Genomic DNA, 16,592 nt, shown 5'->3' on the forward strand with positions numbered 1-16,592 from the left:
GAGGGCGGAGAGAGGAGCCGTCGGGTGATTTTGACAGCTTTCGGAGGGAGATACGGGCGGCGGGTGGGTATGCGACCCCGGGAAAGGGTTTCCGCGCGAGGGCGCCGTCCCGGCGTGTCAGGCCCTGCGCCCGCGCAGCCATTCCAGCAGCAGCAAAAGGGAGGTGGTGAACAGGATCAGCAAGGTGGCGACGGCCGCGATGGTCGGCGAGATGTTTTCCCGGATGCCGGTAAACATCTGGCGCGGCAGCGTGGCTTGTTCCGCACCCGCCAGGAACAGCGTGACCACCACTTCATCAAAGGAGGTGGCGAAGGCGAACAGCGCGCCGGAGATCACGCCCGGCGCGATGACCGGCAGGGTGATCCGGAAAAACGTCCTGAAAGGCGTTTCGCCCAGGCTGAGCGACGCGCGCACCAGGTTGTGGTTAAAGCCCGCGAGCGTCGCCAGCACGGTGGTCAGCACAAAGGGCGCGCCCAATGCGGCGTGCACCACGATCAGCCCGAAGTAGCTGTCGGCAAGGCCCAGCGGCGCGAAGTACAGGTAGGTGGCCACGCCGACCACAATGATGGGAACCACCATCGGGGCGATGAGGATGCCCATCAGCAGGCTTTTGAACGGGAAGTTGCTTCTGGAAAGGCCGACCGCCGCCAAAGTACCCAGCGCGGTGGCGATCAGGGTCGCGGCGGGCGCCACGATGAAACTGTTTTTCGCGGCCCTGGCCCATTCCGGCGAATCCAGCAGGTTGCGGTACCACTTCAGTGACCAGCCCGGAATCGGGTAGCTCAAAAAAGAGCTGTCGGAAAAGGACAGCGGCACCATGACCAGGATGGGCGCCAGCAGAAAAACCAGGATGGCGACGCAGGCGGCGCGCACCAGCCACCAGCCGGCTTTGTCTGCCAGGGTGGCGTAGCGGGGAAAGGCGGGCCCTGTGATTTTGAACATGGTGAATCGGCGTCTGCGTCTGTAGGTCTGTAGAAGAAAAAAGGTGTCAGCCGATGCTGAGTTCGGCCTTGCCGATGCGCCGGTAAACGCTGTAAAGAATCATGGTGGCGGTCAGCAGCACGGCGCCCAGCGCACAGGCCATGCCCCAATTGACTTCGACGTTGGTGTACCGCGCGATGTAGTAGCTCAGCATCTGGTCATCGGCGCCGCCGAGCAGGGCCGGGGTGACGTAATAACCAATGGACAGGATGAACACCAGCAGCGCCCCGGCACTGATGCCGGGATAGGTCTGCGGCACGTACACCCGAAAGAAGGCGGACAGCGGCGTGCTGCCCAGCGAAACGGCGGCCCGGACGTAAGTTGCGGGCACGTTTTTCATCACGCTGTAAAGCGGCAGGATCATGAAGGGCAGCAGGATGTGCACCATGGCGATCACCACGCCCGCGCGGTTGAACAGCAGCGCCAGCGGGCTGTCGATCAGGCCGATGCCCATCAGCCCGCGATTCACCAGGCCTTCGGATTGCAGCAGCACGATCCATGCGGCGACGCGCACCAGGATGGAGGTCCAGAAGGGCACCAGCACCAGGATCATCAGCAGGTTGGCCTTGCGCGCTGGCAGCGAAGCCAGCCACCAGGCCAGCGGGTAAGCCAGCGCCAGGCAGAACACGGTGACGACAAAACTGATCTGGAAGGTGCGAAGCAGGATGGGCCCGAAAGCGCGCTGGTCGGGCGGCATGCGCTCCACCTCGCCGAGGCTGTCGCGCCGCAGGTCCACCGATGCCAGCAGGTAGTCGGGCGTCCAGCGGGAGCCGTTTTTGGCAATCGCCTGCCAGAAGGCAGGCTCGGCCCAGCGCGGGTCCAGCTGGACCAGCCTGGCCTGTATGTCCTGCGGCGACCCGGTGATGGGCAGCGCGCGGTACGCCCCCATGACCAGCGAGCGGGAGCCGGGCACCTCTGAATTAAGCCGCCGGGCCAGGGCACCGGCGTCCGAGCTGTCGGAGAGGCTTCCCAAGTCCTGCACCAGCGCCGCATACGTGGCGGCTGCGGGCGGCGCCTGCGGGTCCCAGCCCTTGAGGCTTTGGACCGTGCGCGGCAGCGCGTTCACGACTTCGGGGTTTTCGACCGCACGCTGCAGCAGGGCGGCGATGGGGATGAGCAAGGTCACCAGCAGAAACACCAGCAAGGGCAGGGTCAGGGCGAAGGCGCGCCATTTGCGGCGTGCATCGGCCCGCGACAGCGCCCGGCGCAGCGCGCCGGCGTCTTCGCCCGTCAGGGCCGCCTTGCGGGTGAAACTGTTCATGCTGGTTTGCTCCCGGCTTTATTGCGTGGCCCACGCGGCGAAGCGTTTCTCCAGTGCCTCGCCCTGGTCGGCCCAGAAGCCGACGTTCATCTGGATGGCCTCTTTCGCATTGGCCGGCGAGGTCGGCAGGTCATCCAGCACCTTCTTGTCGAGCTTGGCCAAAGCCTGGTTGTTGACCGGGCCGTAGGCGATGTTCTGCGCGTACACGGCCTGGGTGGCGGGCTGGCTGGCGAAGGCGATGAACTTCATCGATGCATCCTTGTTGGGCGCGCCTTTGGGGATGACCCAGTAGTCCAGGTCATAGATGCCGCCGGGCCAGTAGATCTTCAGGTTGCGGCCTTCGCGGTTGGCGGCGTCGATTCGGCCGTTGTAGACCGTGCTGAGGGCGACGTCACCGGCCACGAGGAACTGGGCGGGCTGGGCGCCGGCCTCCCACCACTGGATGCTGGGCTTGAGTTCCGTCAGCTTCCGGAATGCGCGGTCGGCGCCGTCCTTGGTAGCCAGGACCTTGTAGACGTCGGCGGGCTTGACGCCGTCGGCCATCAACGCGAATTCGAGGTTGTAGCGGGCGCCCTTGCGCATGCCGCGTTTGCCGGGGATCTTCTTGACGTCCCAGAAGTCGGCCCAGCTGGTGGGGGCGGTCTTGACCTTGTCGGCGTTCCAGGCCATCACGGTGGACCAGACAAAAACGCCCACGCCGCATTCCTTGACCGCTGCGGGCAAGAAGTCCGCCTTGGAGCCGATTTTGCTGAAGTCGATTTTTTCAAACAGACCCTCGTCGCAACCGCGCTGCACATCGGGTGCTTCAACTTCGACCACATCCCAGGTCACCTTCTTCGTCTCGACCATGGCCTTGATCTTGGCCTGCTCGCCGTTGTATTCCACCGCGACGACTTTGGTGCCGGCTTTTTCGTAGGGCTCGTAGTAGGCTTTTTTCTGCGCGTTGGCATTGGCGCCGCCGAAGTTGACGACGGTGATCTGCTGCTGCGCAAGCGCGGGCAGGGCCAGGCACGAAGCCATGGCAAGGGCGATGATGTTTTTCTTCATGGTGCAAATTCCTCGGTGGTTGATAAAGGCAGAAGGGACGCTTGAAATAGGTGAAGGGCGTGAAAGGAGAAAGCGCTTACACCGCATAGATCCGCGTGAAGGCAGGCGGAAATTCGAGGTGTACCGCGTCGCCCGGTTGCGGCGGCGGCAGGCCGTCCAGCAGGGTGAGGGGCAGCTTGACCGTGGCTTCCGCCTGGCCGGCGCCGACCTCGCACAGCAGCCGCAGGTGGTCGCCGAAATAGATGATGCGCGCCACGCGCGCGGGCAGCACATTGGCTACTGAAGCCGGCGCCTGGCTATGCAGCACAATGCGCTCCGGCCGGATATAGGCCTCGACCTGCGTGCCGACAGCCGCCTGCTTGACATGGATGCCGCCCAGGACACAGCCGTCCGGCAATTCGATGCCGGCGGCGCGTCCTTTGCCCTTGAGCACGGTGCTGTCGCCGACGAAACCGGCGACAAAGCGGTTGGAGGGCGTCTCATACAGCGCCTCCACGGGGGCCAGTTGCTGGATCGCGCCATCGTTGAAGACCGCCACCCGGTCGCTCATGGTCAGTGCCTCGCCCTGGTCGTGCGTGACATAGACGAAGGTGACGCCCAGCTGCTTGTGCAGCTCCTTCAGCTCAATCTGCATGTGCTCGCGCAGCTGCTTGTCGAGCGCGCCCAGCGGTTCGTCCATGAGCACCAGCTGGGGCTCGAACACCAGCGCCCGCGCCAGGGCGACGCGCTGCTGCTGGCCGCCCGACAGTTGCCCGGGCAGGCGGTCGGACATGCCCGAAAGGCGGACCATGTCGAGCGCGCGCAGCACGCGGCTGGCCTGGTCGGCTTTGGGCACCTTGCGCACCGTGAGCGGATAGGCCACGTTCTGGCCCACGGTGAGGTGCGGGAAGAGGGCGTAGTTCTGGAACACCATGCCGAAGTTGCGCTTGTGCGGCGGTGTGCCGGTGATCTGCGAACCATTGAGAAAGATTTCTCCGGCGGTAGGCGACTCGAAGCCGGCCAGCATCATCAGCGTGGTGGTTTTCCCGGAGCCGGAAGGGCCCAGCAGGCTCAGGAATTCCCCGCGATGAATGTCAAGGTCGAGCTGCTGCACGACAAGCTGTTCGCCGTCGTAGGTTTTCTGCACGCCCGAAAAGCGCACAAGGACATCGTTATCGGTCATCGGTTTTCCTGAGCTGTCCACGAAGATCAGCGCGATGCGGCGAAGCTGTCTGCCAGGATTTGCAGGCCTTCGTCCAGCAAGGCGTCGGGCGCCGTGAGGGGAACCAGAATCCTGATCACATTACCGTAGGTGCCGCAGGAGAGCAATATCAATCCACGCCGGGCGGCTTCGCTGACCACCCGTTTGGTCAGTGCGGCGTCCGGACGGGCGGGGTCCGCGTTTTCGAAGAGCTCTATGGCCACCATGGCGCCCAGGCCGCGGACGTCGCCGATGGCCGCTTCCTTTTCCGCGATGGCGCGCAAACCCTTGACCAGGTAGTTGCCCATGGTGTTGCTGCGCTCCAGGAGTTTTTCGTCCTTGAAGACCTTGAGCACGGCCAGCGCCGCCGCGCAGCCGATGGGGCTGCCCGCGTAGGTGCCGCCCAGGCCGCCGGGGCCGGGGGCGTCCATGACCTCGGCACGGCCGACCAGGCCTGATATCGGAAAGCCGCCCGCCATCGATTTGGCGATGGCGATCAGGTCGGGCGCCACCGGCCATTGTTCGCTGGCATACCAGGTGCCTGTGCGGCCGGCGCCGGTCTGGACTTCGTCGGCGATCAGCAGGATGCCGTGCCGGTCGGCCAGCGCCTTCAGGCGGCTGATGAACTCGGGCGGGGCGATGTAAAAGCCTCCCTCGCCCTGCACCGGTTCAATGATGAAGGCCGCCACGCGCTCGGGCTCGACGTCGTTTTTGAGGATCTGCTCGACCGAATGCAAGGCCTGGTCGATGCTGACGCCGTGCAGCGCGTTGGGGTATTCGGCATGGAACACCTCGCCGGGGAAGGGGCCGAAGCCCAGCTTGTAGGGCGCCACCTTGCCGGTCATGCCCAGCGTCATGTTGGTACGGCCGTGGTAGCCGCCCGTGAAGGCGATGATGCCGGGGCGCTTTGTGTAGGAGCGCGCCACCTTGACGGCGTTCTCGACGGCCTCGGCGCCGGTGCTCAGCAGCAGGGTTTTTTTGGCGAAATTGCCGGGCGCCAGGGCATTGAGCTTTTCCGCCAGTTCGACATAGGGCTCATAGGCGACCACCTGGAAGCAGGTGTGCGTGTAGAGCTCGAGCTGGGCCTTGACCGCGGCAATGACTTCGGTGTGCAGGTGGCCGGTGTTGAGGACGGCGATGCCGCCGGCGAAGTCGATGTAGCGGCGGCCTTCGACATCCCACAGTTCGGCGTTTTTCGCCCGGCTGACGAAAATTTCGTGGGCCTGGCCCACGCCGCGCGTCACGGCGGCTTGGCGGCGCGCCATCAGGGCGGCGTTGCTGGTAGTCTGGTTTGGCTGCATGGTGAAGGTGGTTTCGGTTTTCTGGACAGGGACGGATGGACTGTAGAAGTGCGGGCCGGGCCCGTCCATGTACACCTTTGCGCTGTTTTCAGCGCACTGTGCGGGTCTAGAATCCTGTACATGGATTCCCCAACCCGGTGCACGAGGATTGCAATGCACAATCTGCCTTTTTTGGTTTTTTGATGCTCACACTCCGCCCGGAACTGCAGACTCCCCTGGTGAGCCAGATCGTCGACGGCCTGCGGGGCATGATTGCCGGGCAGGCGCTGAAACCGGGCGTCAAGCTGCCCTCCATCCGCGGTTTTGCCGCCATGCACGGCGTCAGCGTCTTCACGGTGGTGGAGGCCTATGACCGCCTGGTGGCCCAGGGATGGCTGGTTTCCCGGGCCAATGCCGGGTTTTTCGTCAAGCGCAGGGGCGATGAAGGTGCATCGGGCGCGCCGTATGCGCAGCCGCAGCAGCCGAAATTCGACGCGCGCTGGTACCTCAAGCAAATATTTGAAAACCGCAACCTGCCGATGAAACCCGGTTGCGGCTGGCTGCCGCACGATTTCCTGTTCGGGGACGCGATTCGCCGCAGCATGCGGCACCTGTCGACGGACGGCTCGTCCCTGGAAGGTTACGGACTGCCCCACGGGCATATGGCGCTGCGCATGGTCATTGCGGAGGCCCTGGCCGAAAACCAGATACCGGTCGAGGTGGACCAGGTGCTGCTGACGCAGGGGTCCAGCCAGGCGCTGGACCTGGTGGCCCGGCAACTCCTCAAGCCCGGCGACACGGTGCTGGTGGACAACCCCGGCTATCCCAACCTGATGTTCATGCTGCGCTTCCTGGGGGCCAACCTGGTGGGTGTGCCGCGCACCCCCACGGGCTACGACCTCGCCGCGCTGGAGGCCTTGCTGGCCGTGCACAAGCCCAAGGCCTTTTTCACGCAGCCCCGTTTGCAAAGCCCGACCTGCTCCATCGCCTCGGCGGCCCACCTGCACCGCCTGCTGCAACTGGCCGAGGCGCATGACTTCACGCTGGTGGAAAACGATATTTACGCCGACATGGACCCGACCTCGCGCTCCACGCTGGCCAGCCTGGACCAGCTGCGGCGCGTGGTGTACATCGGCAGCTTTTCCAAAACCATTTCCCCCAACCTGCGCGTGGGCTACCTGCTGGCCAGGGGTGAGCTGATCGAGGACCTGGCCCAGCTCAAGATGATTTCAGGGCTCACGTCTTCGGACATCGCCGAGCGGCTGACCTTCGGGGTGGTCACCGACGGCCGCTGGCGCAAGCACCTCAAGTCGCTTCGGGAAAGGCTGGCCGCGGCGCATCGCAAGACCGAAAAAAACCTGAGCAGCCTGGGGTTTGAGCTGTTCCATGAGCCGGGGGCCGGCATGTACCTGTGGGCCCGGCATCCGGACCTTCCGGATGGCGCCGTCCTGTCCAAAGAGGCGACGCCGGAAGGCATCATGCTCGGCCCGGGACAGCTGTTCCTGATGGAACCGCATCCCACGGGCTGGCTGCGCTTTAACGTGGCGTTCTGCGACGACGAGCGCATCTGGCGCTTTTTGGCCCAGCGGATCGAGCTGGGCCAGCAGGCCGCCCAGTAAGGGCCCGGCCCGCGCGTGCTGCATCAGATCTCGATGACGCGCCTGGCGAAGCCCTCGAGGTAGTCCATGAGCTTGTTGGCGCCGAGCACGGCGGCGGCCTCGTCGCCGGTGGCGATGCCCTGGGCCAGCTCCATGTGAAAGCGCGCGCCTTCGGCGATCTCGCCCTCGTGCTGGTAGGCATACCAGAAGCGCCGGCACTGCACGATCAGCGGCACCACGCTCTTGACGGCCGGGCTGTTGCGGCAGGCCTCGTGGTTGACGAGGTCCAGCTCGTGGTCGGCCGCCATGTAGGCCTCCAGGTTGGCGCGCTCGGCGGCCTTGATCATCTTGGCCGCGCAGCCGACGATGGCCTTGCGCTGGGCCGCCGTGGCGCGCCGCGCCGAGCACGCCGCGATCACGCCCTCGAGCACGCGCCGCGTGAGGATCACGTCCAGGTGGTCGGCCAGGTCGATGTTGGAGACCAGCAGGCCGCGCCGGGGCTGCTGCACGATCAGGCCGATGGAGACCATGCGCAGCAGCGCCTCGCGCACGGGAGTGCGGCCCAGCTGGGTGCGCTGGGCCAGGTCGGCCTCGACCACGGGCGCGCCGGGCTGCAGCTGCAGGGTGGCGATCATCGCCTCGATGGCGTCGTAAGCGACGTCAGCGGCCCGGCGTTTGGCTGGCAGCGGTGGGGGTGCGGTCGTGGGCAGGGGCATGTTGTTGTCGGGTGTCTCGGCGTTGCAGCAGGGCCTGCCATTCGCCCACCAGGCCACGCCGGAAGAACGATACGCAGACAATGAAGGTCAGGCCGATAAGGATGGTCACCACGCCGCCCAGGGCGGCGAGGTGGTTCTGCAGGCTGACCACCAGCGCTGAGCCTACCACGGGGCCCCAGCTCGTGCCTAGCCCACCGAGCAGGGTCATCAGCAGCACCTCGGTCGAGGTGCCCAGCGTCACGTCGTTGAGCGTGGACAGCTGCAGCACCAGCGCCCGGAGCGAGCCGGCCAGGCCAGCCAGCGCGGCCGACAGCATGAAGGCGTAGAGCTTGCAGCGGTCGGTGTCGTAGCCCAGCGAGACGGCGCGCGGCGCGTTGTCGCGCAGCGCCTTGAGGGCCTGGCCGAAGGGCGAATGCACGATGCGGTGTATGGCCAGGAAGGCCGCCGTGAACACCGCCAGCGTGAAGTAGTACATGTGGTTGTCGACCGAGAGGTCGACCAGGCCCAGCAGCTTGCCGCGCGGGATGCCCTGCATGCCGTCCTCGCCGCCGGTCCAGGGAATTTGCACCGCCAGGAAGTAGGCGACCTGCGAGAGGGCCAGGGTGATCATCGCGAAGTAGATGCCGGTGCGGCGTATCGCCAGCGTGCCGATCAGCCAGCCGATGGCGGTGGCCACGGCCACGCCCGCCAGGATGGCGAGCTCGACGGGAAACCCGGCGGCGCCGAAGCGGATCATCAGGATGCCGGTGGTGTAGCCGGCCCAGCCGAAGAAGGCCGCATGGCCGAAGGACACCAGGCCGGTGAAGCCGATCAGCAGGTTGAAGGCCAGCGCGAACAGCGCGTAGCACATCACCTTCATGATGAAGACCGGGTAGGCGATCTCGGGGAAGGCCGGCACCAGCAGCGCGAGTGGCAGGAGTGCCAGCAGGATGCGGACGGGCGTGGGGATGTTGGCGAGCAAGGATTTCATGGCCTAGTGCTCCTTGCCGAAAAGGCCGGCTGGCCGGATCAGCAGCACCACCGCCATGATCACGAACACCACCACGGTGGAGGCCTCGGGGTAGAAGACCTTGGTGAGGCCTTCGAGCAGGCCCAGGGCCAGCCCGCTCACGACGGCGCCCAGGATGGAGCCCAGGCCGCCTATCACCACCACGGCGAACACGATATTGAGCAGGTTGGCGCCCATCAGTGGGTTGACCTGCATGATGGGCGTGGCCAGCACGCCGGCGATGCCGGCCAGGCCCACGCCGAAGCCGTAGGTCAGGGTGACCATCAGCGGGATGTTGACGCCGAAGGCCTGCAGCAGCTTGGGGTTCTCGGTGCCGGCGCGCAGCAGGGCGCCCAGCCGGGTTTTCTCGAACAGGAACCAGGTGAAGCCGCAGATCAGGATCGAGGCCACCACCACGAAGCCGCGGTACAGCGGCAGATACATGAAGCCCAGGTCGACGCCGCCCTGCAGCAGCGCGGGCGGGTCGTAGCTGGCGCCCGAGATGCCGTAGAAGTGGCGGAACGCGCCTTCGAGCACCAGCGCGACGCCGAAGGTCAGCAGCAGGCCGTAGAGGTGGTCCAGGTGGTAGAGCCGCTTGAGCAGCGTTTTCTCGAGCAGCACGCCCAGGCCGCCGACGATCAGCGGCGCCAGCACCAGCGCGGCCCAGAAGTTGACCTTGAATTCGGGCCCCAGCAGCAGCGGCAGCTGCGAAAAGCCTATCCAGGCCAGGAAGGCGGCCACCATGAACTGCGCGCCGTGCGCGAAGTTGATGATGTTGAGCAGGCCGAAAATAATCGCCAGCCCCATGCTCAGCATGGCGTAGAAGCAGCCGTTGATCAGGCCCACCAGCAACTGGGCCAGCAGGGACTGCATCGGGATGTCAAACATGATGTGTGTTTCGTGAGTGGCGGGGGGGGGGGGGGGGGGGGGGGGGGGGGGGGGGGGGGGGAGCACGGACTTGACCTTGTAGTAGTCCCAGGGCGCCTTCGATTCGGCCGGCGTCTTGACCTGCAGCAGCAGCATGTCGTGCACCAGCGCGCCGTCTTCGCGCAGCTTGCCCTTGCGGATCACCGCGTCGTCGATGGTCATCTTGCGCAGCTGCGCCATCACGGCCTTGGCCTCGTCGGTGCCGGCGGCCTGGATGGCCTTGAGGTAGCTCAGCGTGGCCGAGTAGACGCCGGCCTGGGCGGCGGTGGGCATGCGCTTTTGTTTTTCAAAGAACTTCCTCGACCAGGCGCGTGAGCGCTCGTCGAAGTCCCAGTAAAAGGCCTCGCTCAGGTACATGCCTTGCGCCTTGTCCAGGCCAATGCTGTGGACGTCGGAAATGTAGGTGAGCAGCGGCGCGACCACCTGCTTGCGCGTGATGCCGTATTCATTGGCCTGCTTGATGGCGTTGACGGTGTCGTTGCCGGCGTTGGCCAGCGCGATGACGTCGGCCTTGGAGGCCTGCGCCTTGAGCAGGAAGGACGAGAAGTCGTTGCCCGGGAAGGGGTGGCGCGAGCTGCCGACCACGCTGCCGCCGTCGGCCTTGATGACCTCGGTCGCGTCTTTTTCCAGCGAATGGCCGAAGGTGTAGTCGGCGGTGATGAAGTACCAGGTCTTCTTGCCTTCCTTGACCAGCGCGCGCGCCGTGCCGGCCGCCAGCGCATAGGTGTTGGTGGTCCACTGCGCCGTCAGCGGCGTGCATTTTTCGCCGAGGATGGCGGTGGCCAGGCCCGAGGAAGGCATGACGATGCGGTTCTTCTGCCGCGCGATCTCCATCACCGCCAGCGCGGTGGAGGTGGTGGGGAAGTCCGTCACCATGTCGACCTTGCCCTGGTCGAACCAGCCGCGCGCCAGGTTGGCCGCCACGTCGGGCTTGTTCTGGTGGTCGGCGAAGACCAGTTCGATGGGTTTGCCCAGCACCTTGCCGCCCATTTCCTCAATGGCCATGCGCGCCGCCGTGACCGAGCCCTGGCCGGACAGGTCGGAGTAAATGCCGGAGAGGTCGTTGAGCACGCCGATCTTCACGACGTCGTCGCTGACCTGAGCGTGAACAGAAAAGGACGAGAGGGCGGCGCAGGCCGCCAGGCAGACGGAGAGTTTGCGGAATGGCATGAAAGGCTCCAGGGGTTGGGGGAAGGGGAAGGGAATGAGGAAGGGAATGGAAAGGCGCGTTGAAAAACTCAGATGCCGAGCAGCTCGTTGAGCCGGTCCTGCCGGGCTTCGACCTCGCGCTGCTCCATGACCTCGACCACCTGGCCGTGCTCGATCACGTAATGGCGGTCGGCCAGGTGCCTGGCGAAGCGGAAGTTCTGCTCCACCAGCACGATGGTGAAACCGCGCGCCTTGAGCTCGCGTATCACCTGGCCGAGCTTTTGCACGATCACGGGCGCCAGGCCCTCGGTGATTTCGTCGAGCAGCAGCAGCTGGGCGCCGGTGCGCAGGATGCGCGCCATCGCGAGCATCTGCTGCTCGCCCCCGGACAGCCGCGTGCCGGGGCTGCCGGCGCGCTCCTTGAGGTTGGGGAACATGGCGTAAATCTGTTCGAGCGACATGCCGCCTTCGCCGACCTTGGGCAGCAGCAACAGGTTTTCCTCGGCGGTCAACGAGGCATAGATGCCGCGCTCTTCCGGGCAATAGCCCAGGCCCAGGCGTGCGATGCGGTGCGGCGGCAGGGTGATGGTCTCCTTGCCGGCCACCCGGATGGAGCCGGTGCGCTTGCCGACCAGGCCGAGGATGGCGCGCAGGGTGGACGTGCGGCCCGCGCCGTTGCGGCCCAGCAGGGTGATGCATTCACCGGCCTTGACGTCGAGGTTGATGCCCTGCAGCACATGCGATTCGCCGTACCAGGCGTGCAGGTCGCGGATGGTGAGCATGGCGTTGCCCGCGTGGTGGGTGTGTTCAGGCATCTTCCTCGACTCCCATGTAAGCCTCGCGCACGGCGGGGTTGGTGGAAACTTCCGTGTACGGCCCTTCGGCCAGCACCTCGCCGCGCTGCAGCACGGTGATGGTGTCGCTGATGTCGGCCACCACCTTCATGTTGTGTTCCACCATCAGCACCGTGCGCTGCGCGGAAACCTGCTTGATCAGCGCCTTGATGCGGTCCACGTCCTCGTGGCCCATGCCCTGCGTGGGCTCGTCGAGCAGCAGCAGTTCCGGGTCCAGCGCCAGCGTGGTGGCGATTTCCAGCGTGCGCTTGCGGCCGTAGGGCAGGTCGCCGGCCAGAAGCGCGGAAAAGCGCGCCAGGCCGACCTGCTCGAGCAGGGCCATGGCCGGTGCGTCGAGCCGCTGCATCGCGGCGATCGATTGCCAGAAGCGGTACTCGACGCCGAGCTTGCGCTGCAGCGCGATCTTGACGTTCTCCAGCACCGTGAGCTGCGGGAACACGGCGGAAATCTGGAAGGAACGCACGATGCCGCGGCGCGCGGTCTGCGCGGGCTTTTCGTGCGTGATGTCGATGCCGTTGAAGAGGATCTTCCCTTCGGTCGGTGTATGGAACTTGGTCAGCAGGTTGAAGACCGTGGTCTTGCCGGCGCCGTTGGGGCCTATCAGCGCGTGTATGCTGCCGCGCCTGACGCGCAGGGCGACGTTGCGCACGGCGATAAAGCCGCGGAACTCCTTGCTGAGCCCTTGGGTTTCGAGAATGATGTCCTGTGGCATGGTGGTGGGTGCGTGCTTTCAGTCGAGGGTGGGTGTGCTTGCCAGCGTGGCGATGCGCGCCGGCGACAGCGGCGGCCTGGGCGCGGGCGGCGTCCAGCCAAAAAGGAATTGCGCCGCCGCACCGCAGACGCGGCCCTGGCAGGCGCCCATGCCGCAGCGCGTGTGCAGCTTGGCGTCGGTCCAGCCCTTGCAAGCGGCGAGCGCCGCCTGCGGCACGTCTTCGCAGCGGCAGACCAGGGTGTCGGGTCGTGCCAGGGTTTTGAGCGACGGGGCCAGGGTGAAGTGGCGTTGCAACTGGTCGGCGAAGGCCTGCCAGTGCGAGCGTTGCGGACCGTGGTGGAGCGCGGCACCGGTGTTTTCGACGGCCGCATGGCCGGCGATGCGGCCCTGCGCGAGCGCGCGCTCACTGCCGCCCACGCCGGTGCATTCACCGGCCGCGTAGACACCGGCCACACTGGTCGCCTGCAGGCCGTCCACCGCCAGCGCCGGCGCGCCGCCGGGGTTCGGTGTGAGCGCGCAGCCCAGCAGCTGGCCCAGTTCGGTGTTGGGCACCAGGCCGAAGCCGCAGGCCACGCGGTCGCAGGCGATGTCCGTCTCCCGGCCGGCATGGTGAAGCCGCACCGACTCGACGCGGCCCGCGCCTTGCGCCGACACAACACGGGTGCCGGTGCGGTAGCGCGCGCTGGCCAGGCCCAGGGCCTGTGTTGCCTTGCCGGGCCAGCGCAGCAACTGGGCTGCAAAGCCCGCGACCGATGCCAGGCCGGCCTGTTCGGCGATGCGCAGCACGCGCGCACCGGCCTGGCGCGCCGTGGCGGCGGCCACCAGCAGCAAGGGACCGCTGCCGGCGATGACGATGCGTTCGCCGGCGACCGGCAAGCCGGCCTTGACCAGCGCCTGCAAACCGCCGGCCCCTGTGACGCCGGGCAGCGTCCAGCCCGGGAAGGGCAGCAGCAGCTCGCGCGCGCCCGTGCACAGGATCAGCTTGCCGTAGCGCTGCACCCAGCCTTGTTTTTCGTCTTCCAGCAGCAGCGCACCGGGGCCGACCGGGCTGACCACGCGCGTGCCGCACAGCAGGCGCACGTTGGCGCAGCGCGCCAGCGACTCGCGCATGCGCAGCGCCTGCGGCGGCAGGTGGGCGCCCGGGCCGTCGCGCCAGATCTGGCCGCCGGGCGCCGGGTTGTCATCGATGATCACGATGCGGGCGCCGCTGGGCGCGGCGGCCAGCGCCGCGGCCATACCGGCCGGGCCTGCGCCGATGATCAATACATCGCAATATTCAATGGCTGTTGACGGGTTTTTGGCGTTCACCTTGCAGCCTCCACCACCATGCCGTCTTCGCAGTGCGTCTGGCAGGCCAGCCGGCGCTGGCCGTCGATGTCGACGCGGCATTCCTGGCAGATACCCATGCCGCAGAAGGGCGCGCGGGCTTCGCCGTGCACGGAGCGGCGTGCCATGCCCATGCGCGCGGCGTCGGCGATGCGCAGCGCCGCGACCACGGAGGTACCGGCCTTGACCGACAGCGGCCGGCCGTTGACGTGGAGCGTCACGGTGTCGGGTGTTTTCATGGGTGTGCGGTCTCCGCAAAACGCTGGGCGGCATAGGGCGCGGGGTCGAAGGCGGGCGTGGCGCCGGTCATCTGCGCGGCCAGCAGTTGTGCCGTGCCGGTGGCCGTGGTGACGCCCAGGCCTTCATGGCCGACGGCCAGCCACAGGCCTTCACGCCATGGATGGCGGCCTATCAGGGGCAGGCTGTCGGGCGTGGCGGCGCGCAGCCCGGTCCAGTTGCGGATGGCATTCAGGCCGGCAAGCGCGGGAATGTAGGCCAGCGCGCGTTGCAGCATCCGCGAGACCATGGCGGCCTCCACCTCGAGATCGGTGGTGCCGAATTGCCGCGACGAGCCGATCAGCAACTGCCCGGTGGGGCGCGGCTGCAGGTTGAACGCGACCGATGGGCCTTCGCTGTGGTGCGCGCTGGTGACGTAGCCGAGTTCCACCAGCTGGTGGTGCACCTTGCCTGGGTAACGGTCGGTGATCACCAGGTGGCCTTTTTTGGGCCGGATCGGCAGCTCCGGGCATAGCGCGGTGGCATGGATACCGTTGGCCAGCAGGATCATGGGCGCGGTGCGATGGCCTCCATCGGCAAGCTGCGCCCTGTTGCCCTCAATGCGCACGACCTCGGCGTGTTCCAGCTGGATGCGTTCGCCGCCTTGTGCAATCAGCCAGTTCGCCGCTGCTGGTGCGTACACAATGCTGTCGCCGGTCACTTTCAGGGCCCCGGCGAGCCCCGGGCGAAGCGCGGGCTCGGCCTGTGCCAGCGCCTTGGCGCCCAGCAGATGGCAATCAATGCCGAGTGCGCTCAGGCGGGCGTGTTTTTCTTCGGCGGCCTGCATTTCCGCCGCATCGGCCGCAAGCCAAAGCGTTCCGCACGGGCTGAACGCGCACTGGGGTGGCATCCGCGGGGCCAGTTCGCGCCACAGTGCCAGCGAGCGCTGGCTGAGGGCCAGCTCCGCGGGGTTGTCGTCCATGACCACCAGGTGGCCCATGCCGGCCGCCGTGGCGCCCGGGCGGCGGGCATCGAGCATGCGCACGTTCAGGCCGGAGGCAACCAGGGCTTGCGCGCAGGCCGCGCCGACGATTCCGGCGCCGATCACAAGGACGTCCGCCTGCCGGCTCGATGCTTCAGGCACGGTGGTGCTCACTATGCGCTGTGTCGCTCATGGCCTTGCCCCTCGTGTCCTGATGGCGCCGGCGGTGTTCAGTAACTCGCCAGCGCCGTGGGCTGGGCATTCCTGAACGTGAACACCGTGATGGGCGCCTGGGTCATGTTGCCCTTGTCGTCATAGGTGTAGGTGCCCGCAACGCCCTTGTAGCTGCCCTTGTAGATCTCGGCGCCGACCTTGGCCACGTCGATGGAGTCAGCCTTGCGCATGGCCTCTCCGATCAGCATCGTCTGGTCATAGAAGGAAGCGCCGTAAGCGTCCGTATCGAGGTTGAAGCGCTTTTTGTATTTGGCCTTGAAGGCCGGTCCACCCGCGGCCTTTTCCAGCATGGAGCCGCCTTGCGCGCAAAAAACCGTGTCGTTGACCGCGTCGCCGCCGAGCTTGCCCATTTCGGGGCTGCACAGCGTGTCGCCACCCAGCAGCTTGGCGGGCAGGCCCAGCTGTTTCATCTGGCGCACCATGGGCGCGGCCTGCGGTGCATAGCCGCCGAAGAAGATGGCTTCCGGTTTCTGCGCCTTGAGGTTGGTCAGGATAGAGAGGAAATCCACGGCCTTGTCGGTCGTGAACTCCTGCCCGACCACGGTGAGGCCCTGTTTTTTGGCTTCCTTGACGAACTCTTCCGCAACGCCCTGGCCGAAGGCCGTGCGGTCGTCAATCACGCCGACCTTGCTGACCTTCAGGACCTTGGCTGCGTACACCGCCATGCTGGAGCCGATCTGTGTGTCGCTGGCGATGATGCGGAACAGGTTTTTGTAGCCGCCCTGGGTGACCTTGGGGTTGGTGCCGACGGTCGACAGCATGGCGCCGCCTTCGCTGTAGACCCGTGATGCGGGAATCGCAACGCCCGAGCAATAGGGGCCCATGACGTACTTCACTTTGCTGTCGACGAGTTTTTGGGCTGCGTTCACGCCGGCCTTGGCGTCGCACTGGTCGTCCTCCGACTGCAGTTCGAACTTGAGTGTCTTGCCGCCCACCACCATTTTTTTTGCATTGAGTTCTTCGACCGCCAGGCGAACACCGTTTTCGTTGTCCTTGCCGGCGAACGCGTTCGGCCCCGAAAGCGGGCCGGTATGGCCGATGGCCACGACCTGTTCCTGGGCCTGTGCCGTTGACGCCAGTGCGATGGCGGCGATGCCGACAAAAGAAACGATGCTGTTGCGATGTGTCATGGTTGTCTCCT

General features: G+C 66.2%; 15 protein-coding genes and 1 pseudogene. 1 reads left to right on the top strand and 15 read right to left on the bottom strand.

Translation table 11 applies throughout. The annotated features are described in order from the left end of the window. Window positions 1–117: 117 nt before the first annotated feature. The 5 genes from AC1D1F_RS00190 to gabT all read right to left on the bottom strand — a co-directional run bounded on the left by AC1D1F_RS00190 (window position 118) and on the right by gabT (window position 5,770). Complete coding sequence (locus AC1D1F_RS00190; protein WP_477676927.1) at window positions 118–942, bottom strand: ABC transporter permease; 825 nt, start codon at window positions 940–942, stop codon at window positions 118–120. A 46-nt stretch (window positions 943–988) separates the two neighbouring features. Beyond that, window positions 989–2,242: an ABC transporter permease gene (locus tag AC1D1F_RS00195; RefSeq protein ID WP_477696912.1), complete on the bottom strand. Its 1,254-nt coding sequence runs from the start codon at window positions 2,240–2,242 to the stop codon at window positions 989–991. Window positions 2,243–2,260: 18 nt separating this feature from the next. After that, complete coding sequence (locus AC1D1F_RS00200; RefSeq protein ID WP_477676929.1) at window positions 2,261–3,289, bottom strand: ABC transporter substrate-binding protein; 1,029 nt, start codon at window positions 3,287–3,289, stop codon at window positions 2,261–2,263. 76 nt (window positions 3,290–3,365) lie between these two features. Further along, complete coding sequence (locus AC1D1F_RS00205) at window positions 3,366–4,451, bottom strand: ABC transporter ATP-binding protein (RefSeq protein WP_477676930.1); 1,086 nt, start codon at window positions 4,449–4,451, stop codon at window positions 3,366–3,368. Window positions 4,452–4,477: 26 nt separating this feature from the next. Then, window positions 4,478–5,770 (bottom strand): 4-aminobutyrate--2-oxoglutarate transaminase, encoded by a 1,293-nt coding sequence (gene gabT / locus AC1D1F_RS00210; protein WP_477696911.1) that lies wholly within the window; start codon window positions 5,768–5,770, stop codon window positions 4,478–4,480. Window positions 5,771–5,952: 182 nt separating this feature from the next. Between gabT and AC1D1F_RS00215 the strand changes: the two genes are divergently transcribed. After that, complete coding sequence (locus tag AC1D1F_RS00215) at window positions 5,953–7,368, top strand: aminotransferase-like domain-containing protein (RefSeq protein WP_477676932.1); 1,416 nt, start codon at window positions 5,953–5,955, stop codon at window positions 7,366–7,368. Between the two features lie 23 nt (window positions 7,369–7,391). Here the strand turns inward: AC1D1F_RS00215 and AC1D1F_RS00220 are convergent, their stop codons facing one another. The 10 genes and pseudogenes from AC1D1F_RS00220 to AC1D1F_RS00265 all read right to left on the bottom strand — a co-directional run bounded on the left by AC1D1F_RS00220 (window position 7,392) and on the right by AC1D1F_RS00265 (window position 16,581). Next, a complete protein-coding gene (locus AC1D1F_RS00220) occupies window positions 7,392–8,063 on the bottom strand; it encodes a GntR family transcriptional regulator (protein WP_477696910.1) in 672 nt (223 codons plus the stop codon). Beyond that, window positions 8,008–9,033 (bottom strand): branched-chain amino acid ABC transporter permease, encoded by a 1,026-nt coding sequence (locus tag AC1D1F_RS00225; RefSeq protein ID WP_477676933.1) that lies wholly within the window; start codon window positions 9,031–9,033, stop codon window positions 8,008–8,010. The genes AC1D1F_RS00220 and AC1D1F_RS00225 overlap by 56 nt, the downstream gene beginning before the upstream one ends. Before the next feature lie 3 nt (window positions 9,034–9,036). After that, a complete protein-coding gene (locus AC1D1F_RS00230) occupies window positions 9,037–9,939 on the bottom strand; it encodes a branched-chain amino acid ABC transporter permease (protein ID WP_477676934.1) in 903 nt (300 codons plus the stop codon). A 33-nt stretch (window positions 9,940–9,972) separates the two neighbouring features. Beyond that, window positions 9,973–11,148 (bottom strand): annotated as a pseudogene (locus AC1D1F_RS00235) (ABC transporter substrate-binding protein); the annotation flags it as partial. 68 nt (window positions 11,149–11,216) lie between these two features. Next, a complete protein-coding gene (locus AC1D1F_RS00240; protein WP_477676936.1) occupies window positions 11,217–11,942 on the bottom strand; it encodes an ABC transporter ATP-binding protein in 726 nt (241 codons plus the stop codon). Next, a complete protein-coding gene (locus tag AC1D1F_RS00245; protein ID WP_477676937.1) occupies window positions 11,935–12,693 on the bottom strand; it encodes an ABC transporter ATP-binding protein in 759 nt (252 codons plus the stop codon). Before AC1D1F_RS00245 ends, AC1D1F_RS00240 begins: the two co-directional genes overlap by 8 nt. A gap of 18 nt (window positions 12,694–12,711) precedes the next feature. Continuing rightward, a complete protein-coding gene (locus AC1D1F_RS00250; RefSeq protein WP_477696908.1) occupies window positions 12,712–14,001 on the bottom strand; it encodes an FAD-dependent oxidoreductase in 1,290 nt (429 codons plus the stop codon). After that, a complete protein-coding gene (locus AC1D1F_RS00255; RefSeq protein ID WP_477676939.1) occupies window positions 13,998–14,258 on the bottom strand; it encodes a (2Fe-2S)-binding protein in 261 nt (86 codons plus the stop codon). Before AC1D1F_RS00255 ends, AC1D1F_RS00250 begins: the two co-directional genes overlap by 4 nt. Further along, on the bottom strand, window positions 14,255–15,379 hold the full coding sequence (locus AC1D1F_RS00260) for an NAD(P)/FAD-dependent oxidoreductase (RefSeq protein ID WP_477676940.1): 1,125 nt from the start codon (window positions 15,377–15,379) through the stop codon (window positions 14,255–14,257). The genes AC1D1F_RS00255 and AC1D1F_RS00260 overlap by 4 nt, the downstream gene beginning before the upstream one ends. Before the next feature lie 68 nt (window positions 15,380–15,447). After that, on the bottom strand, window positions 15,448–16,581 hold the full coding sequence (locus AC1D1F_RS00265) for a branched-chain amino acid ABC transporter substrate-binding protein (RefSeq protein ID WP_477655655.1): 1,134 nt from the start codon (window positions 16,579–16,581) through the stop codon (window positions 15,448–15,450). Window positions 16,582–16,592: the final 11 nt, after the last annotated feature.

The organism is Polaromonas sp. P1_H6, assembly GCF_056405195.1.